Source organism: Arenibacter aquaticus, from assembly GCF_003957295.1.
Lineage (GTDB): Bacteria > Bacteroidota > Bacteroidia > Flavobacteriales > Flavobacteriaceae > Arenibacter > Arenibacter aquaticus.
The window spans coordinates 254,113-278,264 of the sequence record NZ_RQPJ01000001.1; the positions used below are offsets into that span (position 1 = coordinate 254,113).

13 protein-coding genes are annotated in these 24,152 nt (G+C 41.1%); 2 read left to right on the forward strand and 11 right to left on the reverse strand.

What is annotated here, in order from left to right:
• Nucleotides 1–156: 156 nt before the first annotated feature.
• Both EHW67_RS01015 and EHW67_RS01020 read right to left on the reverse strand, forming a co-directional pair.
• On the reverse strand, nucleotides 157–3,195 hold the full coding sequence (locus EHW67_RS01015; RefSeq protein ID WP_126160480.1) for a sensor histidine kinase: 3,039 nt from the start codon (nucleotides 3,193–3,195) through the stop codon (nucleotides 157–159).
• Between the two features lie 497 nt (nucleotides 3,196–3,692).
• Nucleotides 3,693–6,239 carry a phosphoenolpyruvate carboxylase gene (locus tag EHW67_RS01020; protein ID WP_126160481.1) on the reverse strand — a complete coding sequence of 849 codons (2,547 nt, stop codon included), beginning with the start codon at nucleotides 6,237–6,239 and terminating at the stop codon, nucleotides 3,693–3,695.
• A gap of 599 nt (nucleotides 6,240–6,838) precedes the next feature.
• On the opposite strand from EHW67_RS01020, the gene EHW67_RS01025 reads away from it, so the two are divergent.
• Nucleotides 6,839–8,743 carry an AraC family transcriptional regulator gene (locus tag EHW67_RS01025; RefSeq protein WP_126160482.1) on the forward strand — a complete coding sequence of 635 codons (1,905 nt, stop codon included), beginning with the start codon at nucleotides 6,839–6,841 and terminating at the stop codon, nucleotides 8,741–8,743.
• Between the two features lie 213 nt (nucleotides 8,744–8,956).
• Here EHW67_RS01025 and EHW67_RS01030 read toward each other — a convergent pair whose 3' ends face one another.
• Nucleotides 8,957–10,498, reverse strand: coding sequence for a RagB/SusD family nutrient uptake outer membrane protein (locus EHW67_RS01030; RefSeq protein WP_126160483.1), 1,542 nt, complete (start codon nucleotides 10,496–10,498; stop codon nucleotides 8,957–8,959).
• Between the two features lie 25 nt (nucleotides 10,499–10,523).
• Entirely contained in the window at nucleotides 10,524–13,670 is a 3,147-nt protein-coding gene (locus tag EHW67_RS01035; RefSeq protein ID WP_126160484.1) for a SusC/RagA family TonB-linked outer membrane protein, read from the reverse strand.
• Between the two features lie 544 nt (nucleotides 13,671–14,214).
• Here EHW67_RS01035 and pbfA point away from each other — a divergent pair.
• Complete coding sequence (gene pbfA, locus EHW67_RS01040; RefSeq protein WP_126160485.1) at nucleotides 14,215–15,567, forward strand: (R)-1-hydroxy-2-aminoethylphosphonate ammonia-lyase; 1,353 nt, start codon at nucleotides 14,215–14,217, stop codon at nucleotides 15,565–15,567.
• Nucleotides 15,568–15,595: 28 nt separating this feature from the next.
• On the opposite strand, the gene EHW67_RS01045 is transcribed toward pbfA, so the two are convergent.
• From EHW67_RS01045 to EHW67_RS01075, 7 genes are all read right to left on the reverse strand, one after another.
• Nucleotides 15,596–16,387, reverse strand: coding sequence for a type 1 glutamine amidotransferase (locus EHW67_RS01045; RefSeq protein WP_126160486.1), 792 nt, complete (start codon nucleotides 16,385–16,387; stop codon nucleotides 15,596–15,598).
• Nucleotides 16,388–16,389: 2 nt separating this feature from the next.
• Complete coding sequence (locus EHW67_RS01050; protein WP_126160487.1) at nucleotides 16,390–17,562, reverse strand: iron-containing alcohol dehydrogenase; 1,173 nt, start codon at nucleotides 17,560–17,562, stop codon at nucleotides 16,390–16,392.
• Between the two features lie 42 nt (nucleotides 17,563–17,604).
• Nucleotides 17,605–18,987: an aldehyde dehydrogenase family protein gene (locus tag EHW67_RS01055; RefSeq protein WP_126160488.1), complete on the reverse strand. Its 1,383-nt coding sequence runs from the start codon at nucleotides 18,985–18,987 to the stop codon at nucleotides 17,605–17,607.
• 3 nt (nucleotides 18,988–18,990) lie between these two features.
• Nucleotides 18,991–20,361, reverse strand: a complete 1,371-nt coding sequence (locus EHW67_RS01060) for a glutamine synthetase family protein (protein ID WP_126160489.1) — start codon at nucleotides 20,359–20,361, stop codon at nucleotides 18,991–18,993.
• Nucleotides 20,362–20,484: 123 nt separating this feature from the next.
• On the reverse strand, nucleotides 20,485–21,975 hold the full coding sequence (locus EHW67_RS01065; RefSeq protein WP_126160490.1) for an amino acid permease: 1,491 nt from the start codon (nucleotides 21,973–21,975) through the stop codon (nucleotides 20,485–20,487).
• A 210-nt stretch (nucleotides 21,976–22,185) separates the two neighbouring features.
• On the reverse strand, nucleotides 22,186–23,196 hold the full coding sequence (iolG, locus tag EHW67_RS01070; protein ID WP_126160491.1) for an inositol 2-dehydrogenase: 1,011 nt from the start codon (nucleotides 23,194–23,196) through the stop codon (nucleotides 22,186–22,188).
• Between the two features lie 43 nt (nucleotides 23,197–23,239).
• The gene (locus EHW67_RS01075; protein WP_126160492.1) at nucleotides 23,240–24,145 is read right to left on the reverse strand and encodes a sugar phosphate isomerase/epimerase family protein; all 906 of its coding nucleotides are present in this window, start codon (nucleotides 24,143–24,145) and stop codon (nucleotides 23,240–23,242) included.
• Between the last annotated feature and the right edge of the window lie 7 nt (nucleotides 24,146–24,152).

The following is a 24,152-nucleotide window of genomic DNA, read 5'->3' on the forward strand; positions in this document are numbered from 1 at the left end:
ATAATTCTTGATCCAATACCTTACCTTTTGTACATTCATTTTTTACGCATCTAAGGTAATTGATACGCAAGGATTTTACCAATACATATTTGTCTATATGTAATATTTTATGAACTCCCATTTTCTAAAAAGACATTTTATTATATTTGATTAAATTTATTTTGCGATCAAAAAGTAGGTGGTAAAGGTAGTTCCTTTATTTAATTCGCTTTCCACCATTATACTGCCGCCCATGGCTTCAATCTGATTCTTACTAATAAACAGCCCAATTCCCCTTGCTTCCGGATGACTATGAAAAGTTTTATACATACCAAAAACTTTAGAACCGTGTCTATCCAAATCCAATCCCAAACCATTATCTTCAATACTTAGATAAGCAAAACTACCTTTTAATCCGCCTAATACCTTTATTTCCAAATTTCGGTCTGGCGACCTATACTTTATGGCATTGGTAACCAGATTCAGAATAATACTCTCCAAATAGGCGTGTACGGCCAAAACATTGATATCGGAATCGATATTCACTTCAACCTTGGCATTGGTTTTATTTACCAGGGATTGAACCGTATTTAATGCCTTTTGAACGTTGGCCAATAAATTTTGGGAGGTCAAGGTAGAACTCACCTTGGAATTTATTTCAACAATTTCATTTAGCTGAAAGATTGTCTCGTTCATATTATCCGAAACAGCTTTTATATTTCGATAATAATCATTTTTAAGCAAGCTGGGGTTATCCTGTAGTGCCAAATCCAGTAACATGCTAATATTACTGGTATGGGACCTTAGGTTATGGGAAACGATATGTGCAAAATTTATCAATCTGTTGTTGTGTTCGGTAAGATTCTCGGTCAATTGTTTTTTATCGGAAATATCCTGCACTTGTGCCACCAAATGGGTATAGACTCCAGCGTCATTTTGAACAGCTGCTATACCGGAATTAACCCAGACGTAATCCCCTGACTTATGCACACAGCGCTGCTCCATTTTAAACACTCCTTTTTCCCCCCTTTGAATATCATCCAACATCTGACGAACACTGTCCTTATCCGTCGGATGTACCAAATCTATAATTGATTTCTGAAGAATCTCCTTTTCATCATAACCCAGTATATCGCAAATCCTGGGATTCGCTTTTTTCAACCTGCCGTCAAGATCAATTACCAGCATCCCTATTGCCGCATGTTTAAAAGACCTCCTAAACTCCTCTTCTTTGATAGCCAATTCTTTTGTTGCCCTTGTCTTCTCATCAATATCCTGGAAAAAACCGTACAATCTGGCACACTTCCCATCCTCCATAACGGGAATACCAATGGTCCTGGACCAAAACACTTTATTGGTTGTGCTAACAACCTGAAGTTCAAGATCAAAGCCTTCTCCTTTTTCCACGGCACGTTCTATGGCTTCAACAAAGGTTTCCCGTTGTTGGCCAGATGCAAAAAAGGTGTAAACCTCCTCCAGAGTGGGTACAAAATCGTCTTGAACTTCCGCCATTTTTTTGATTGTTGGGCTCCAATAAACCGTATTGCCTGTCAAATCCAGTTCCCATATCCCAATATTCACGGCATCATTTATTCGCTGCATTAGGTCCACATTGTGGGCCAATAGCATTTCATTTTCCTTGCGCTCGGTGATATCCTGTATCTGGGCCACAAAATGAATGATATCACCTTGATCATTGTTAATAGCAGACATGCATACGTTGGCCCAGATTACAGATCCATTCTTATGAATAAACCTATGGTCTAGCTTTATATACTTATGTTTACCTAAAAACAGCTCCTCTATTAGCTTTCTATTCACTTTTAGATCGTTGGGCTCTGCTATTTTCTCAAGGTTCATCTGCTGCAGTTCTTCCTCGCTATAGCCAAAGATCCCACTTAAACTGTCATTTGCCTGTAATAGTTTATTCTCTTTGTTTATCAGGGCCATCCCAATCGCAGAGTGATTAAAGGTCTGCCTAAACTGCTCCTCCCTTATCTTTATTTGCAGTTGTACCTTTTTTATTTGATCTACATCCTGTATAAGTCCAAAAAGGCTTATACACTCTCCCTTTTTATGCTCTGAAACCCCTATAACCCTCACCCATTTTACTCGGCTACTACTGCTCTTGATGCGCAGTTCTTCATCAAACTCCATAGGTTGCTTTAAAGCCTGATCAATTATAGCCTGAAAACGATTCCGATCCTCTCCTTCCAAATAAAATTCCAATCCACCTTCCAAAGTTGGAACATAGTCTTGGGGCACTTCATGGATTTCATTTACTGCTTTATTCCAAAAAATGGTATTGTTCAGTGGATCCAATTCCCAATAGCCAATTTTTGCCGCCTCACCAGATCGCTCAAAAAGATCCTTGTATTTTTTAAGTAATAGTTCGTTCGTTTTTCTTTTCGTAATATCATAGTGGATACCTGAAACTATATGGGGAAGACCTTCGGAATTATATTTGGTGATTTCACCTCTGCTCAGCATCCAGACCCAGTGTCCATCTTTATGGCGCATCCTAAATTCAACCTCATAAACACCTAGATTGCCCACATGATCCTGAAGTGAACGTTCTATAATAGGTACATCATCCGGGTGCACAAGACCCAAAAACGCCTCATAATTGATAGGCTCCAATTCCTCCAAGGTATAGCCTACCATACCTGCCCACCGCTCATTACATACAACTTCCCCTGTAATAAGATTACCTTCCCATATTCCAATCTTGGCCCCTTTTACAACATTTTTAAAATACTCTTTCCTTCTTCTTATCTCTAGCTCTAAGGATTTGTATTTATGAATGTTGTAAGCCACACCCAATATCCGCAAAGGGCCTTCCAACCCATCCATAACCAAGAACCCCTTTAGGTTATACCATATTGGATCATTGTTTTTGGGGATCAGCCTTAGCTCCACATTAACATTGGTTACAACAGAAGCCCCGTTAAGGTCCTTATAAGAGTTTTGTAGTATTTCCCGGTCGGGTCCATACACCAGTGTTAAAAAATCAACGGTCATGCCTCCACCTACTTCTTGGGCATACCCCAAAGACTTGGCCAGGTTGTTGTTGATACTACCTTTCTCAGGATTCCTTAAATCACAACACCACAAGCCATCCAGAACATATTGCTCCAAATAGCTAAAAATACCACTTTCGTCATTTAACAATTGACCAAAGTCTTTTTGAAATGTACCATTATTGTATTTTGGCATCCCCCCTTTTTTTTATTACAACAATTAGTCTTAAATACTACCGTAAATTACATAATTTTCATACATGTTTACAGCATTTTAAATCCTACACATGCATTTGTCTGACTATTCATTATTGGTTGTCTACTTCTTTATAAGGAAGAGGGGGGAATACCTAGTAGATCAAATATATTTCCCTATTACCTATACATAGGGATCCTATTGCCATACTATTACTGCCCCTAATATAATCAAAGTAATAGTTAACCGGTCTATAGACCTTGGATTATTTCTACAATCACACCACACAAAGCCTTGTAATGGAACATGTTCCAACGAAAAACTTAATTGCCACCTACAATACAAGGGCTGGAAAGCAAATTACCTACCGTAAAAAAAATCAGGAAAAATTATACAAAACATACCGCTGCATGCCAAACAAGTAAAAACCCCAAAGTACGTGCTGCACTTTGGGGTTTCTATATGTAGACAACCTAAAAATTACCGTTATTAGGTGATTAGGCCGAATTCCTACTGGCATTAATATTACCGTACAATGAGCGTATAACTATTTTCTCATACAACTCCTTAAATTCGGTATCCTTACTCATTTTTTGTAAGGCATATTGCTGTATTACCAACAAGGGAAGTACAATATTTTCCCTTATTTTCACAGATTCCCTTGACACCGACTCTTTTTCCATCAGTATTTCCGAATCGGAAATTAACAGTAACATTTCTTTGGAAAGCAGATACTCCTCATGAAGAATATTCCAGAATTCCTTGTATTCCTTATCCTCTTTCATGTAACTGGTAAGTTCAAAATAACATTTGGCCAAGGACATCATACTATTAAGCATCAGCGCCTTGAACAAAGGAACCTCATTGAACATTTCTTTCAATTCTTCCATTTTCCCCTGATCCTTTAGGGTTTTGATGGCCGTACCTATTCCAAAATAACCAGGTACATTTTGCTTTAACTGGCTCCAAGACCCCACAAATGAAATAGCCCTTAAATCTGTAAGTTCCAATTTTTTCTTCTTCCCTCTCTTGCCCGGTCTACTACCAATATTTGCTTTCTGGTAGTACTTTAAGGTACTCTTATCTTCCAAATAAGGTATAAACCGCTCATGGTTCTTTAAGGCATCATATTTGGCAAAGCTCAGATCGGAAAGTTCCTCCATTAACTGCCTTGATTCCTTGGAAATTATATTTTCCTTCCCGAAAATATTATTGGAAAGTCCGGCTGTAAGCAGTTGTTCGCAATTATGTATAAACTGCTCCTTGGTGCCATAGGTACTGGTTATGGTCTGCCCCTGAATGGTAAGTTGAATTTCATTGTTGGCAATATCCTTTGTTTGGGCGGCATAGAACCTATGGGTTTTTCCTCCTCCACGTGCTGGTGGCCCACCTCGACCATCAAAGAATATAGCCTTTATTTCTGCTTGTTCACAAACTGCGGATAAGGTTTCCTTGGTCTTAAAGATTTCCCAGTTGGCCTTAACATAACCACCGTCCTTGGTACCATCAGAGAATCCCAACATTATAGTATGTTTTCTATCCCGCTGCTCCAAATGGGTCATATATTCTGGTATACTGAACAATTCCTCCATGGTATTTTCAGAGCTTTCCATACCTTTCATGGTCTCGAACAAAGGAATAATATCAAAAGTAATTTTATCGGAATCCCAACCACACCATCTAAATAGACCAAAAACAAAGAGTACGGAGAAAACATCTTCAGAATTACTGATTACATAACGGTTACATCCTTCCTCGCCATTTTTTTCTTGAATACCTCTCAATTGAAGTATGTTCTGAATGGTTTCTTTAACTATATCCTCGCCATAGTTCTGCGCTCTAAGATCTATGTCCTTGTGCAAGAGAATATCTACTAACTCCTCTTTACTTAATTCCTCTAGACTTTCCGATATAAGCCCTTGCTCCCTTAGTACGGTCTGCACCACTTGTTTGTGCACACTGTGGTCCTGCCTAATATCCAAAGTGGCAAAGTGGGTCTTAAAGATTTTAACCTTGTCTATAATATGATCCAAATCCTTTAAATACAACTTGTGGTACTTTTCAATTAAAATTGACCTAGTTTCCAAAAGTGGTCCAATAATATCTTCATAAGGCAAAACCTTATTGGCATCGAACATGGAAGTATACAAGCGATCCCTAAGCTTTACTATAATATCCTGAACCTCGCGGAAAGTCAATTTTTGTTGTAGCCCCTTTACATCATGATAGTAGCACTTCATTAGGGTTATCCGCAGTTCATCTGCTACATCCTTTGTAATATCAGAGGTTACAAAAGGGTTTCCATCCCTATCCCCACCGGGCCAAAAGCCCAACTTCATAATATTGTGGTTATTGAACTCCACATCCCCAATATTATCCTTTATATAAGCATAAAGATCCCCTACAGCATCATAATATACATTTCTAAGAATGTATATGATATTCTTGGCCTCATCCAAAGGAGTTGGCTTTTTTGCATTGATCAGGGAAGTTAGCCCCAATTGTTGCAATACTATATCTATATCGTTTATCTTATCTTCCAAAATAAGGTTTCTAAGATTGCTGATGATATCTAGTACAGCAGGAGTATAAAATTGTGTAGGATGGGCCGTTAAAACTATCCTGGCACTAAAGGTTGATAATTTTTCCGATATCTGATCCCAACTTTTATTTTTGTCAACCAACTGAAAATAGTCACGGATACTCAAAGAACTACTATGCTTCTGGAGTCTAGGAAAAGCAGCGTCCTCAACACTGTCATACAGTACCACCTGTCTTTCTACATACTGTATAATACGGAACATAAAATCTATCCTTTCCCTTTCCGAATCAATATTGGCGTAATTTTGAAAAAAGGCATCCAATATTTCCTGGGGATTCTTACCAGACTTCAGTCCCTTGTCGGCCTGATGAAGCAACAAAGGAATAAGCATTCCTACATTTTCAATGTTACGGTACGGCAAATTAAGGAATAGACTATTATAAATATTAAATTTATTGTGTACCGATTTCTTAAACTCGTCTAACCTTTCTGATTGTTGCATATCCATCTTCTTTTTTACATTAACATTAGCAGGACTACTAAATATAGCTGCATAAATTTCAAGCTATAAAGTTCGTCATATTTTTATATTTAAAAGAAGAATTAATGCCCAAACAACAAATTTTATTGGCGACACCTCATAATCAACAAGGTTCACAACAATAATTTCTCAAAATAGGTTCGGTATTTTACATTTACAACATAATAATTAGCAAAAAAGTAATTTTTTCATTTTCATATAGTGTTCTCGTAAAAGAGCCTTGTTGTCTTAACAGGGCTCTTTTTAGTTTTTGGGAGTTTATACCAAATTTCGCCTAACAAGACACCAAAAGCCATTTTACATCCAAACCTATTCCGGATAGCAACAAAGCCATTCTCCATATTTATATTGCGGATTTTAAATTTTGGTGTTGTTATATTTCCATTATATTTATAAATCCTTTATGGTATTTACCAAAACTTAATTATTTCTTTAATTATGGATACAAACCATTTTACCTACATTTCAAGTTCCAAGTACCCCTAGCTACAAAAACCAAAAAGAAGGTCCCATTTCCTTTGCTTAAAAATCCCCCAGTTTAATAAGTAAAAAAAAAGACCATGAACAACCTAACCATCAAACTATTACTTTTCTTCTTTTTTTGTACCATCATTCCCTTGCGCGCTACTGAAGGACAAAACAAATCCATAGACTCTTACCTTAAATCTATCCGAAATCTTATTGAGGTCAAAGATCGTTACAAAGAAGAATTTTTGGATATAGAATACCTGCTGGCCAAAAAGGAGCAAGCGGAAGGCAACGAAAAAATATTGGTACTGCTTAAATTATTTACCGCATATATCTATAAATCCGATGATGCGGCCAATACCTACAATGAACAAGCATTGGAGCTCTCAGAAAAAATAGGGTTCACCCAAGGCATACTTTCCGCAAAATACAATAAAGCCTACCACTTGTTTGTAAAAGGACATTTTGATGCTTCCATGAAAATGGTGCAGGAGATAGAGAACTTAATAGTGGCTGGAAGTTTCCAGAATGTGTATGGCGACATTGCCACCTTGAAATCCGATATATATACTGAAAGGGGGGAGTATGACAAAGCCTTGGAGGTTGGCTTACAACTTTTGGACCATGCCGAGAAAACAAAGAGCGACTACCTATTGATGAAGGCCAATGCCGCCTTATCCCACTACTACCTAAGAATTGAACAGTTTTCAAAATCCCTACACTATTGTCTTCAGGGCCTGCATTATATTTTAAAGCTGAAGAAGACAGAATACATCTACCCTAAGATAGATGAAATTGCAAAAATGACCGCCCAACTAAACGACCCACAAGGAGCCTTGGAAGTCTATTCATTTTTTCTGGATATTGAAAAGAAACTTCCTCCGGCCGGCAGCTACATACTTGCTTCTGTTCACAGTAATATAGCCAACATATATATGTCTATTGGGGAGAATAAAAAGGCACTCAACCATATATCTACCGCCCTAGAGATTAATTATAAAAACAACTATAGGTTTAGAATCCCCCGGGCCCTAACTATCAAAGCCAAACTTTATCTACAACAGCATGACACCACCCAGGCTATTTTAACCTATGAAAAAAGTATTGAAGCTGCAGAGGACATAAATGCCTTTGACGTGGTAAAGCGCAACAGTTACATACTAGGGCAATTGTACCAACAAACCAATGAACCTCTAAAGTCCAATGATTACAAGAATCTATATAAAACCATAAGCGACTCCCTATTTACCAATGAACAGGAACAAAAAATCTTAATTCTAGAAACCAAAAGAAAGGTCAAGGAGGTACTACAAAAGAAAAAAATATTGGAATTGGAGAATAAGGCCCAAAGAGCACAGTTTAGAGGTTTTATCATTGCCCTGCTTTTTCTAATGGCAATAAGTTGTATTGCTGTTTTCTCATATCTAAAAGTGCGAAAAAAAAATAGACTGCTATTATGTAGAACCATAGATCTTGCCGAAATACAATTAAGGCTGAGCGAAAAACTTAATGGATATGAGCAAGATAGTAGCAATTGGTCCGTTGAGCGAAAAAAACGCGATGCCCCAAAGGCCCAGCCCAGACTTGACGAAGAAATTAAGAACATAATCCTGACTAAATTGGAAAAATTGGAAAAAAAATCCTTTTTTCTGGACCCTAATTGCAACTTGCACCTGTTGGCCGAACAGCTAAAAACCAACCCAAAATATCTTTCACAAGTCATCAATCAAGAGAAAAAATCCAATTTCAACAATTATATAAACGAGTTACGGATAAACTATCTATTGCCAAAACTATTAAAGGATATTGATTACAGGAACAATAAATTAAGTTATATAGCCGTCTCCCTGGGCTTTAACAACCTAAATACCTTTAACGCCGCCTTTAAGAAAAGACTGGGTATTTTACCATCCAACTTTATAAATGAGCTGAACAACAATATTGAGGTCAAGAGCAAGGCAATAGAACGGGTAAATCAACTAAAGAAAATCGTCTAATCAAGGTCTACGCTCCATATACATTCTAAAAAACAAAGAATACTGCTCAGACTAAGGGGATCTATAAGAAATAGGCTTGGCCAAACTACCTATTATCACAAAAAAAGCAGTACCCCCTTTAGGGATACTGCTTAATAAAACTCCAAACTAATTATTAACTAAAAACTAATTACCAAAGTTTTTGATCACCGCGAATATTTTTGGCGTTTTCCATTAGTTATATCCCGGATTTTGTGGTGTTAAACTTGGATTGTTGATCATTTCCTGCTCTGGAAGGGGAAACAATAAGTGTTTTTCTTGTAAAGCCTGGTCGGAACTAAGGTTAATATGACCCACAAAATCGTCAAAACCACCTGTTTCACTGTTCAGCACCTTTCTAAGGCGCACCATATCGAACCATGTAATTTGTTCGTAGCACAGCTCATGCCATCTTTCTTTCCAAACGGCCTCACGTAAAGATTCTTGGGTAAATTCCCCAAGCGTGGGTGTAGTTAGTTGCGCCCTGTCCCGTATCCTTGTCAAAGCATCAACGGCATCTTGGGTTGGACCTGTGGCCTCATTGGAAGCTTCCGCATAAATGAGCAATACTTCCGCAAACCTTATTATAGGCATATTAAGATTGTCCTTTGCCGTTCCCGGAACGCCTTGGGTACCATTGGCCGTCACATTAAAATGTTTAAAGATATAAGGGGCACCCAAATCAAAAAGCTCTCCGTCCCCATTGGTATAGTAACTGGTATAGAACCACCCTTCTCGATCTACGGTTCTTTGGTCGCCCGCTTCAAAAGAGTTATAAAATTCTATCTCGGGTACGGTACTACCTGTTCCCGAAGGTCCACGGTAGGTAACCGGCTGAAAATTCGGGAACATATTCCCCATAGGATTACCGGCCACCTCATCGTTGTATTGCAAACTAAAAATATGCTCTACGGTGTTTCCAAGGCTTTCGTCGTGGATCTCTCCATAGGTATCAAACAAATCTATAGGGCCAGCATTGTCTATTACCTCCTTGGCCTTACTGGCCGCATCGGCATATCGTGCTGTTTCGTTCAAAGGATTTCCGGCCATGGTAAGATACACCTTGGCCAAGAGAGATTTTACAGCCGATTGGGATACCCGTCCACTCTCATCGGTCCAGGATAGTCCTGCACTTTCCGCAGCCGTTAAATCGGCCACAATTTGATCGTACACCGCTTTTAGTGGACTCCGAGATGGGAAAAAATCCTCGGAAGTAGCACTTTGTGGAAGGGTAATCAGCGGCACATCGCCCCACAATCTAACGGCATAAAAATACGCCCAGGCACGCAAGAATCTGGCTTCACCCAAGATTTGGTTCTTTTGGCCCTCATCCATATCAATATCCGGTACATTCTCCAGCACTAAATTGGCGTTGGCTATTACCTTATACACCCCTCGCCACCAGTTTCTGACATGCAGGGTATTGGCATCGTACGATAGGGAGTACAAGTTGTTTAAATCCGAGTTCTGCGCCGTCTGTGTCGTGGAGGTTCCCGTAGGAGCTTCCAATAATTGCCAGTTGGAAGAAAAAATACCGGCACCATTACCAACAAACCTAGCATCGGCATAAACTGCGGCAATGGCCGATTCTGCTTGCTTGGCGGTAGTGTAAAAACTATCCGGTGTAAGATTGGATGGATCCGATTCATCCAAAAAATCAGAACAACCTACCATAGACACCAGTAAGAGCGCACAGAGGTAGAACTTGCCTATATATTTAATTATATCAATTTTCATAATATTATTTTTTAAAATTTATTAATTACAGACCAACTTGGAGACCCAGTACAAAGGTTGTCGATTTTGGATATTCATGCCATTTCATTCCCTGTGAGAAAACGTTATTGCTTTCACCTCCTCGGATAGGAGTTACCTCGGGGTCACCCAGCAGTTCGTCATCTACCAATAAAAAGAAGTTTTGCGCCGAGGCATATAATCTCAATTTGTTTAAATGCATCCTTTCAATTAAGTTTTGGCCAAAGGTATATCCCAACATAATGTTTCTACCCCTTACAAAGGAACCGTCCTTTACCCAATGTGAATCCACATTTGTAACATATCCGGCCCGTGTATCCCGTACCTGGGCGATCATGGTATCTTGATTATCCGGAGTCCAGGCGTCCAAGACTGTAGTATAACTATTGGCAAGTGCCTGACGGTCTTCACTGGAGTGAAGGTTCATATCCATAACATCATTACCCCAGGAATATTGAAGTTCCAAGGTAAAATCCAAATTCTTATAGGACACATAATTTGTTAGTGTCCCCCATGCGGTTGGGTAACCGTTTCCAATAATAGACCTATCTTCATCATTAATGATATAATCCCCGTTAAAATCCTTGTACTTAATATCACCGGGCAAAATGGTAAGTCCGTTTCTATAACTTACGAACTTGGCGGCTTCAGCGGCCTCATCGGTTCCCCATGTGCCCAAGCGGGTAAGTCCCCAGAAAGCACCTACAGGTTCACCTACTCTAATTATACTGGTTTCATTAGTTATACCAGGTCCGCCTACCCCAAAAATATCTGAAGGGGTGGCCAGGGAAAGTACCTTGTTCCTATTCATGGAAATATTAAAGGTGGTGTTCCAGCTAAGGTCGGCAGTAACAATATTTTTGGTAGAAAGCCCCAATTCAACACCTTGGTTCTGCATAGACCCTACATTTCGTCTTATGGTAGCATATCCACTAGACTGGGGAACAGGGGCATCCAAAAGCATATCGGTGGTCTTCCTATAATAATAATCAGCTTCCATACTAATTCTATTATCAAATAGGCCCAGCTCAAAACCAATGTCGTATTGGGCTGTCTTTTCCCATTTCAAATCCGGGTTTGCCAACCTGTTCAATCCTGTTCCTCCCACACGGCTTTCGTTCCATATAGCAGCATAATTGGAGCTTAACAAGGACAATGAAGAATAAGGTGGTATTTCCGAGTTACCTGTTACCCCATAACTTGTTCTAAGTTTTAAGTTAGAGATCAGCGTGTTGTCCACAAGAAAGTCTTCGTCCGAAATCCTCCAGGCAACCGCCGCTGAGGGGAAGAAGGAAAACTTATTATTGTCCCCAAATTTCGACGAACCATCTGCCCTGCCCGTAACGGTAAATAGATACTTGCCATAGAGATTATAATTTAATCGCCCAAAATAGGAATTCAGTGCTTCCCTATCCGCAAAAGATTGTACAGCTATATTATCCGATCCTGCACCCAAATTGTTATATTTAAAATAATCAGTAGGGAAGTTCCTGGAATCTGCGTTGACAAAAAATTGATTGGATTGCTGCCAAGATACCCCCAACAAGGCGGTAAATGAATTGTTTTCATTGATTTCCTTGTTATAGGTCAGGTAGTTTTCAATTGACCAAAAGGTCTGCTTTTCGTTGCTTGCTTGGGCCCTGGCTACCGCATTATTATCCAACACGCTATTTCTAAATTCATTGTTCTCTTGGGTAAGGACATTTGCCCCTATAACAGTTCTCATTTCCAATTCCTTGGTAAGGTTAAGATTGGTATAGAAGCTTCCAGTGGTAGTTTGCGTATTTAATATATACTCATTATTTTCCAGCCAATTCACAGAATTACGGGTACCCTCCGCGTAGGGATAGTCCCTGTTATTGGCATATAGCCCTTCCAATGGACCTCCTGTGTGTAAAGGACCAGGGTAAAAAGGATAATCCTCCACCATTCTACGTGGTACTTGGTCATTGGTGTCTGCCAAGTTCTCGGTTTGATTGTTATAACTCAAAGAGCCCCCGATCTTTAACCAAGTTTTGATTTGATCATCAATTGAAAAACGTCCTGAATATCGCTTTAAATATGTATTCTTCAAAAGGCCTTGGGCATCCCTTATACCCAAGGAAACGGCATAAGTGGTTCTTTCATTACCCCCAGAGAATCCCAATTGGTGGTTTTGCGACAATTTGTGCTGCACCACTTCTTTGGACCAATCCGTATCATAGATTGCTTTACCATCACTATCAAACAGATAAGCCACATTGGGATTAGCTCTTTTCAGTCTAGGCTCGTACTGGGCATAATTTCCGGCAGCCCACCCTTCTGGATCAAATTTCTGGGTGTTTTCCCAAGAGAGTTGCTCTATCATAGCATACTGTTCCGCGTTTAGTACCTTGGCCCTATTGGGACCAAATTGGTTTACACTATATTCAACATCATAGGTAACCCTTCCCTGCCCTGCACGACCTCTTTTAGTAGTCACCAAAATAACACCGTTTGCACCACGGGCTCCATATATGGCCGTTGAAGAGGCATCTTTCAAGACCTCGATGGAAACAACATCATTAGGGTTTAAATAATCTATTGCCGAACTAAAATTTGCTTGGTTACCTTGAGGTAACTGTACCCCGTCTATAACGTAGAGTGGGTTGTTGGAAGAATTTATAGAACTAAACCCCCTTACCCTAATATTGGATTTACCACCTGGACGCCCCGAATTGGTATTTACCTGAACACCTGCAATTTTTCCCGATAAGGCCTGATTAAGCGAAGTTGCCGGACGTTCCTGTAGCTGATCGGCATCTACCTGCCCCACGGCACCCGTTAAATCCGATTTTCGTTGACTACCATAGCCAATTAACACTACCTCTTCCAATTCACTGGCATCCTCTTCCAATTGTGCATTTACTACCGTTCTCCCATTTAAAGGAATCTCTAAAGTCTTATAACCTATATAACTAAATACCAAGGTGGCATTGCTATCCACATTGTCCAATGTGTAGTTGCCATCAAAATCTGTTTGCGTTCCATTGGTAGTTCCCTTTACCAATACGTTAGCTCCAGGCAAGGCTCCGGATGCATCCGAAACACTTCCAGTAACTGTCTGTGCCCCTGCTAGCCCGAAACATAAAAATGTTCCAAAAAGCAAAAGACATCTAATTAGTGTAATCTTCATAAATTGTTAAATTTTAGTTAGTTAAATTAGTTTAACCCAAGCTGAAAAACGAGTAAAATACAGGCTGTTAACAGCTATAGGCAACAAGAGTTAAATATATCATAAGCAATACTCGAAACTGAATATTGCTAAAGAAAGCACTCTAAAATTCATGAATTTTAGAGTGCTTTCCTACAAATATTGTGATATTGTCAAACTCTTCCTTTAAGAAACACTCACATTTACTTTAAAAGAAATTCCACAATGAGGATCCTTTTTCAATTATAACTAGGCAAAGGAAGCGCCCATTCCTAAATAACGTACAATATAAAAATGGAATATAGGTTTGTGGTAGCTATTACACAACCCATCTATTATCCATCATAGAGCCCCCCCCCTTTTATTAAAAAGAAAATAAGTACCTTGAATCCCAGTAACCTAAAAATGTAATTGTTATTAGCTACAAGCATTTTCCCAACCAGATCGTCAAATGCCCAAATCCTGTATCTACTGTATGGATAGATCTAAATGTACTATGCTGTAAAATTGACTAAAACCTGTTATTATGAAAACCAAGGTATCCCAGGAACAGGGTGACAACAACGCCACTGTAAATAGAAAAAATTACCATGAAAATTTGGATAAGGAAACCAAATACTGGATAGGGGAAGATGCCAAATATTTTTTACATCAGGCCCTGTCAACGCCGGTTATGAATGTTCTCGCCAAGACCTCTGCTGCCTATATAGAAGATTTAAATGGCAAAAAATACCTTGATTTACACGGCAATGGGGTTCACAATGCAGGATTCAACAACCACAAAGTAGTTGCTGCGGTAAAGGCCCAGATGGATGCAAGCCTAGCCTTTACCCCACGCCGATACACTAATCTCCCAGCCATAAAGCTGGCAAAAAAATTGGTAGAGATAACACCCAACGGATTGGACAGGGTACTATTTTGCCCAGGTGGTTCCCAAGCCATAGAAATGGCAGTAATGCTGGCCAAACAGGTCACGGGTAAGTGGAAGACCATTTCCTATTGGGATTCCTATCACGGTACAGGGTTCCAAGCCTCCAGTATTGGTGGGGAAGAACATTTTACAGTAGGACAAGGCCCTATGGTACCCGGGGCTTTCCATGTAGAATTCCCAAATTATTACCGAAATCCATGGGGGTATTCAGATCAAGAGGCCATTAACGAGGAATACTTGCGCCAGATTAAAAATATCCTCCGTCGCAATCCGGATGTAGCGGCGATTATAGCCGAACCCATTTCGGCCACTCCCGTAATTCCCTCCCACGGATATTGGCAGCAGGTACAGCAGCTTTGCGAACAATATAATATATTGCTAATTTTTGATGAGATTATTGAAGGGTTTGGCCGTACGGGCAAAATGTTTGCCTCGGAACACTTTGTAAGCCCGGACATATTGGTTTTGGGGAAATCCTTGGGAGGTGGTCTGGTTCCTTTTGCCGGTATAGTGACCAAAGAGAAATACAATACGCTGCAACACCGGTCCATTGGACATTTTACGCACGAAAAAAATCCCCTATGCTGCGCTGCGGGATTGGCAGAAATAGAATTCATAGAAGAAAACCATCTAGTAGAAAATGCTGAAAAACTAGGGAATTATCTAATGGACCGCTTAATGGAACTCATGGATATCTATCCAATAATTGGAAATATTGCCGGTAAGGGATTCCATATTGGCGTTGATCTAGTAACCGATAGATCTACTAAGGAAAGAGCCGTAGATGCTGCGGAAAAAATTATGTACCATTGTTTGGAACAAGGGGTTGCCTTTAAAATTATAGAAGGGAACATTATTACCATGAGACCTTCCTTGATACTTAGCAAAGACGATTGCGACCTTATCGTCAGCAGCTTAAAAAGTGCATTTGAGGCCATTAAAGTCTAAACCTTTACCCCCAAAAGAAACTATCTTATCAACAGATATACCTTAACCAGGCCATTATTTCCTGGGTATGGAGTTGGTAATTGCTAATCTCTGGAGCCAATCCTATATGTTCATTTAAAGACAAGGTAAATTTCTTCACTTCATCCACAGATCCAAACGCACCATTATTGACCAATTTTTCCGACAAAAAAGAACCTATCAACGCCATATTGGAAGGATTGAACTCTGGATGGTACTGTACCCCAAAAAAGGATGTATTTTTATAATCAAATGTCATGGCCTGTACCTTGGAATGTGCATTACTGGCCAATATACTGGCATTTTCCGGTGTTTTCACAACCTCATCATAATGAATGCACAGGGAAGTAAAGGCCGTTTTTCGGTGTGAAGTCAACGAGCTTTTCCTTCCCAACCCAGTTAGCTCTATTGGCTTGGAAATTCCAAATTCCAAACCGTTATCGCTAAGGGCCACCTTACCTCCGGCCACTACCGTAGCTACCTGCATTCCCCAACAACTACCATAAAGTGGCACACCACTCATGAATACTTCATCTGCAAATTGCAATTGTCTATTAACATCTGGAATATCAGCGGTAACACTTAGTGAACTACCTGTCCATAACACACCATCATACTCCTTTAATTGGGCAATTGTTGGCAACCCTTTAGTTCCATCAGCTGGAAAGGCAAACGCCGTTTCTGCCTCTGGAACCATACCTTTAATCATTTCCTGAAACATCAAGTGATAGGGTTGTATGCCGAAACCACCCCTTAGGTGACGCGTTTGTTCATTATTGCCTTCTACGATTAATAACCTCACGCTTACAGTTCTTTTATATCTCCATTCACCGCAGCCCTAAAAAGTTGCTCCAAATCCCTTGCATTTACAGTTTTGGCATTGGATGGTGTTGAGGGATCCTTATAGGCCATTTTGCCAATTTCCGCTGCCTTGTCTTCCGTGATACCAATCTCCTTAAGGGTATGGGGTATGGCCAGTTCCTTTCGCAAGGCCAGTATATATGCTATCACCGCATCCGTTCCTTGATCTTTAAGTCCCAATACAGTACTTAAATACACCATTCTTTCTTCAATGGCGGATTTATTTTGATGTAAGGCATAGGGCAGAATAATGGCATTCAATAATCCGTGCTGTTTGTTATATATGGCCCCCAATTGATGGGCAACTGAATGCACGGATCCCAACCCTTTTTGAAAGGCAGTAGCTCCCATGGCGGCCGCAACCAACATCTGACCCCTTGCTTCCAAATTTTTTCCGTCCTTCACTGCAACGGGCAGGTATTTAGCTATAATGCGTATGGCTTCAATGGCTATACCTTCGGCCATGGGGTGATAGCCCGGGGCACAGTATGCTTCAATAGCATGTACCATGGCATCGACCCCGGTCCATGCCGTAATACTAGGGGGCAATCCTATGGTCAATTCAGGGTCCAATATTACTATGCCAGGTAGCATTTTAGGGTGAAAAATGATTTTTTTACTATGTAGATTTTCATCCAATATCACCGATGCCCTACCTACCTCAGACCCTGTCCCAGCTGTTGTGGGGATAGCTATTATTGGTGCAATTCCGGCTAGGTTGGCATGCGTCCAATTGTCTCCCACATCTTCAAAATCCCAAAGCGACTTGCTTTGTCCGGACATAAAGGCGATGGTCTTGGCGGCATCAATGGCAGACCCCCCTCCAAAGGCTATTACCCCATCGTGTTTGTTTTCGTTAAAATGCCTTACTCCATTTTCTACATTGTCTCCGGTAGGGTTCCCCTGCACATCGCTATAAACCGTAAAACTAAGCTGTTCTTTCCTTAAAACATTTAAGGTTTTCTCAACAATATCCAACTTTACAAGACCTTCATCAGTTATAAATAGCGGGTTCCTTATCCCCAATTCCTTACACGCCTGTACCAATTCGTTAATTCTACCATTTCCAAACCAGACTGCGGTTGGATAATTCCAATTTGTATTTGCCAATAGCATTAGTTCTTTTTTTTAATGTTCAGTAAATTCAATTTTAACTTCCTATTCCCCTTTTCTAAAATTAAAGGACTTTACCCTGCTCACATGTTCGTAACCTATTTTGGACAGGGTAACACCTTTTCCGGAATTCTTGACCCCTGTCCACGCCAGGGCAGGATCCAAGTAATCACAGCGATTCATAAATACGGTTCCCGTCTCAATTTGTCTGGCCAACTCAGTGGCCCGGTCCATATCATCAGTCCATAGTGAAGCGGTTAACCCATATTGTGAGTCGTTCATCAAAGAAATGGCCTCCTCATCATTCGCCACCCTCATAATCCCAACAACAGGTCCAAAACTCTCCTGTGTCATAACCTTCATACTGTGGTCTACGCCTACCAATACGTGGGGCGACAGATAGGGCGTTCCCTTTTTGGAAGCCTTGAACAAGTCTTCCGCGATCAAGGATCTTGCACCTTTGGCAAGCGCCTGCTGTATTTGTTTTCTAACATAATTGGCCGCATCGGTCTTCACCATTGGGCCTAAATTGATCCCTGCATTCAAAGGGTTTCCCAATTGGTATTGCTTAGTTGACTCCACAAATCCGTCTACAAACTTATCATATAAGGATTCGTGCACATAGATTCTTTCAATACCACAACAGGATTGACCGCTGTTAAAGAAGGCCCCATCTACCAAACTCTCTATACTCATTTCCAGATTGGCGTTGGCCATTACATAGGCTGGGTCTTTTCCTCCCAATTCCAAACCACAGGGTATAAATTTATTGGTCAATGAATTTTGAACTGCAATTCCGCCCTGTACCGATCCTGTAAAAAATACCCCGTCCATGCGGGTATCTGATATCAATTGGGCAGTATTTTTATGATTGAGGTGCAATATTTGAAACACTCCCTGCGGCAACCCGGCCTTAGCAGCAGCCTGGGCATAGCGTTCTGCAACCAAGGGCGTCTGAAAAGAATGCTTTAAGATCACCACATTTCCCGCCATTAATGCAGGAACAATGGCATTTACCGACGTTAAAAAGGGGTAGTTCCAAGGGCTTAACACACCTACAACGCCAATGGGCACACGTTCTACCCATCTCTTATCTTGGCTTTCATTGGCTACACTTTGGCCCGCGAGAGCTTCTTCGGCTATGCCGATCATATAATGGGCACGGTCTGCAAAACCCGCAATCTCCCCCGGGGACTGACTTAAAGGTCTACCCATTTGCCAGGTAATCTCCTTGGCAATCCCCTCTTTATCCTCTACCACGGCATCCACAAAGGAGGTGATATATTTAGCGCGTTCCTGTATGCTTAGGCTAGACCAGGGGGCAAAGGCCGACTTTGCCCTTATTAAGGCCTGATCTATGTCCTTGGGACCATGTTCCTCTGCACTGTAATAAATGGAACCGTCTATAGGTGAAATGGTATTTATCATTGTCTATATTATTTCAAAATAACGTTTTAATTGCCAATCGGTAATCGCTGCCAGTTGTTGTTGGTCTTCCCAAATTCTGGTATAGGCATAGTGATCAACAAATTTATCACCGAACAGATCTCTGGCAATATCCGATTTTTTAAACTTTTCTGCTGCTTGGGTCAGCGTCCTGGGCAACTGAAGTTCTTCAGGAAAATCCATATCATAGGCATTTCCCACTACATCCTTGGTAGGTTCTATTTTGTTTTCTATGCCCCATATTCCAGAACCAATGGCTGCCGCCAAGGCCAAGTGTGGGTTAATATCTGCTGCTGACACCCTATATTCCACTCTTTGCGATTTTTGGGAACCTGGAATGGCCCGTAAGGCACATGTCCTATTATCCACTCCCCAAGAGGCATCGGTTGGTGCCCAGAACCCTGGAATGAGTCGGGTGTAGCTATTGCAGGTTGAAGCAACCATTGCCAATAGTTCTGGCATTAATTTTTGTTGACCTCCAATAAACCATCTCATGATATTGGACATCCCATCCTTTTTGTCCCCATCATAAAAGGCAGAGGAACCGTCCTTATATTGCAGGGATATATGAATATGTCCAGACTGCCCCGGGTAGTCTGCGGACCATTTGGCCATAAAACTGGCCATTAAATTGCGTTGTTGCGCCCAGACTTTAATGAAATTTTTGAACAGGGCCCCATTGTCGGCCGCCCTTAGTGCCCCTGAATACTCCAAGGCACCTTCCAGCACTCCCGCTCCAGTTTCTGTATGCAGCCCCTCCAAGGGCATATCCATTTCCCGGGCCAGCCCCATTATCTCATGGTAATAGTTGGCATGGGTAGAATTACGCAAAATAGAATACCCAAAATTCCCAGGGGTCATGGGCTCCAATTGGTTATAATTCTTGTCCCGTATAGATTTTGGGGTTTCGTTAAACAGAAAAAACTCAAATTCAAAAGCTGCAGTTGCATCAAATCCCAAGCTCCCCAACCTATCCAAGGTCTTTTTAAGCAGGGATCTGGGGCATACCGCCGCCGCATCACTCTTGGAAAAATCAACCAGAAAAATAACCGATTTATAATCCTCTGTGGGCAACAACCGCATACTACTTGCATCTATAGCAGCATCGGCATCGGTAAAACCATCGGCCCAACCGGTAAAAGAATCTTTGTCATATAACACATCATTGGAATCCCAACCAAATATCACATTGCAAAATCCAAACCCCTTGTCCAAGGCAGAAAGGAACTTTTTGGCATTTACATATTTACCGCGAAGAACACCATCAATATCAACCACGGCCAACTTTATATTTTCAATTTGATGTTCCTTGATATATTCTGTAACCGAGTTGACGTTCCATTTTGATTCTTCCATTATTTGTGGTTTTATTTTTTTGGTTATTGGCCTAATATTCAATTTAATAAAAAGTGATATCCAGTTCCCTTTAAAACAACTTCCATAAAAATAATGCTTCATGAGGATCAAGCAGCATTATTTTCAGTTTTTTGCCTGGGCTTTTTCTGCTTCATGCTCCAGGGCAAATTCCTCTTCCGGAGAGAGGATCAATCTATGCCTTCCCTTTAATCCAAAGTAGACCAAACCAATGATCAAATAGCCTATGGATATAAATACTGCCGTTCTGTACGACTGGTCCTGCAGTTGGAAATAAATGATAACACTGGCCAGAAATATGGTAGTCCAAGCTCCAAATTTCCCAAGTGGACTAACATAGGGTCTCTCCAATTCTGGCTTATCCTTCCTCAGCATTAAAAAAGATCCACATTGTAAAATATAGGACAGCATGGCACTAAAAACGGCAATGTTCAATAAAGCTCCCCCCACAAAGACCTCGCTTTCCTCACCAGCCAGGAATTTTGTGACCATTAACACGGCAAAACCTATTAGCGATCCTAGGACAAGGGCTGTATAGGGTGTTTTTCTTTTACTATGGGTCAGGGATAGTATAACAGGAAAATATCCTGCTCTGGACAGGGAATAAATTTGTCTTCCGAAGGCAAAAATGATTGTATGGAAGGAGGCCAACAACCCAATGGAAGCTACCAAAGCCAGAAGCTTGGCAATATTATCCCCAAACAATACCTTATATCCATCCAGCAATGGTTCCCCGGACTGTGATAACGCATAGGAGCCCAAAGGTATGGAGGCATTAAGCCATAGAATTAAAAATGCCGATATAATCAAGGTAATAATACCATAGGTCAACCCCTTGGGCATATCTTTTTTGGGATCTACCGATTCCTCTGCGGCCAAGGGCAATTGCTCTATGGCCAAGAACAGCCAAACCGCAAATGGCATAGCCTTTAGGGCTCCTTCCCAACCCATTGGAAATAGTGAACCTCCCCCGCCGTTCAGGTATTCTGCCTTGCCATCGGCTCCGGCTTTTATATCCAAGGCAAAGGTGGTAAAATCCACACTTCCTATAGAGGAGACCCAAAAAATGGCCAAACATCCCAAGGCCAAAAAAGTAAGTGTAACGGTAAAACGAAAGGATAGTTCCACTCCAATGATATTCAATATGGTAAAAATGGTATAAAATCCAAACCACCATAAAGGCAACGCCTCTGGTGAGGTACCAAAAATACCTTGCATATAGTTACTCAGAAAAAACACAATGACTGCAGGGGTAAGAATAAACTCCAAGTTCTCTACCAGCCCCGTAAAAAAACCGCCCCAAGGCCCCATAGCCGAACGCGCAAATGAATAAGCACCACCGGTATGTGGCAAAGCGGGTGACATTTCCGCAACACTCTGGGTAAGCCCTACATACATAATAGCAACAATACATGTAGCCATAAACATACCGCCCCAACCCCCAGAAGCCAAGCCTAGGTTCCATCCGGAGAAATGCCCTGATATAACAGCTCCAACCCCCAAGGCCCATAAGGACCATACCCCTGCATGGCGTTTAAGTTCCCTGGATTCAAAATAGGATTTATCCATTTTCTTGTACTTCACGCCTTTGCTCATATCGGTTATGTTGGTTATTGGTTGGACTATGTTGTTGACTAATATACAATGAATTGAAAAAAATAACCCTTTAAAAACCGAACATATATTCCATATATTTAATCAAAAAACCATAGAAAATTACCTTTTCTATGGTTTTAATAATGATTGACCATATAGACTAAAAAATTCTTAAAACAGCTATGTTTTCAACCTTAAATAATAGGAGGTTCACAACTTTATTTCATCAATACATATCGGTCTTTTTTCCTTTAAGGATTTTATGGCAGCCAACCCTATTTGCAAAGAGTATAGGCCATCTTTACCATCAACGGGCACGGCTTCTTCTTTTACCAGGCTCCGTACATAGTCCGCCATTTCTATTTTATATGCTTCCGCATATCTTTCCAAGAAAAAATGCAAGGGCAATGCCCCGTGTATTCCTTGGCCGTTATATAACCTGTGGGAATCCGAGAAGTTATTATCTGCCTGTGCCATGCCCTTGGAGCCAAAGACTTCTATTCTTTGGTCATACCCATAGGCCGCTTCCCTACTATTGTCTATAACAGCCATGGTTCCATCGGTATAGGTAAGGGTTACCACTGCGGTATCTATGTCCCCTGCCTTCCCTATGGCCTCATCTACCAGTACTGCCCCCTTGGCATAGACCTCCTCTACTTCTTTTCCTACCACAAAGCGGGCCATGTCAAAATCGTGAATGGTCATATCCAAAAACAGCCCCCCGGACTTTTCTATATAACCAATTGGTGGAGCCCCAGGGTCGCGACTGGTAATTTTAACCAAATGCGGCTTCCCTATGGCCCCCTCCCCAACAAGGTCCCGGACTTTTTTAAATTCTTTATCGAACCTGCGATTGAACCCCAACATAAGCTTTGTATTGGTATCTTCAACCACTTTTAAAACCTCTACCACCCGTTGCATGGACAGATCCAACGGTTTTTCACAAAAAACATGCTTTCCGGCCTTTGCGGCCATTTCCACATAATCGGCATGGGTGTTGGTAGGGGAGCAGATTACAACAGAATCGAATTCGACACTATTCAGCAGTTCCCCGTAGGTACTGGTGATATAGGGTATATTTCTTTCCCTTGCATACTCCTGACAATCTTCCATGGGATCCATTACAGCAACTACTTCCACTTGGTCCATTTGAAGAAGGTTGTTTAGGTGAATCTTTCCTATCCTTCCCAAACCTGCTACGGCGAATTTAACTTTTGTCATTGTTCTATATTTCTTTAATATCGTTTCCTGATAGTCTTATTAACTAAAGCCCCAGGGATTTTATATAATCCCTATTGGCCTGTGCACATACTTTAGGATTGCCCATCCCTGGCAATATGTCCTGCTCCACTACGATCCAATCCTTGTATCCCATTTGCTCCAGCAGTTTTACTACACCCTGAAAATTAACAGCACCCTTTCCCAATTCGCAGAACACTCCCCGCTTAAGAGCGTCAAAATAATCCCCATTGGCCTCGCGCGATGCCCTGGCAGCCTGGGGGCTATAATCCTTGAAGTGAACATGCCATATTCTAACCCCGTACTTTTTCAGGGCTTCCAGTGGGTCTCCCCCACCAAAGGCATAGTGCCCCATATCCAAACACAACCCTAATAACTGGGGATTGGTCAAGGCCATTAGTTTATCTATCTCCTCTGGGGTTTCCACATAGCCGGCACAATGATGGTGGAAAACCGTACGCAGGCCATAAGCCTCCTTAACAGCCATGGCAATCCTTTCGGCAGCTGCGGCATACACTTGCCATTGTTCACCCGAAAGGCCCATGCTAGCCGTGATCCTTCCAGCATTTTTTGTACGTTCCACAACGGTGCCGTTGTCATCTGCCAATACAATAAATGCATCCTTATACCCTGCGTTGTACATAAGTTCTGCCACTTTTAGGGCTGCGATTACGCCTACTTCATGATTGTCGGGATTTGCCAAGGCAACAGGCACAAAGGCACCCAATAAGGCCAGCTCTCTCTTGTCCAGTTCAGCTTTCAGCAGCTCAGGAGTAGTAGGCATATAGCCCCAATCTCCCAATTCTGTTCCTATATATCCAGTTTCCCTGATTTCGTCCAACACCTGTTCAAAACCAATTTCTTCCGGTTTTTCTGCCAGGTCAAATTCCAAGGCCCCCCATGAACATGGGGCATTTGCGATTTTCATCATGCTATAC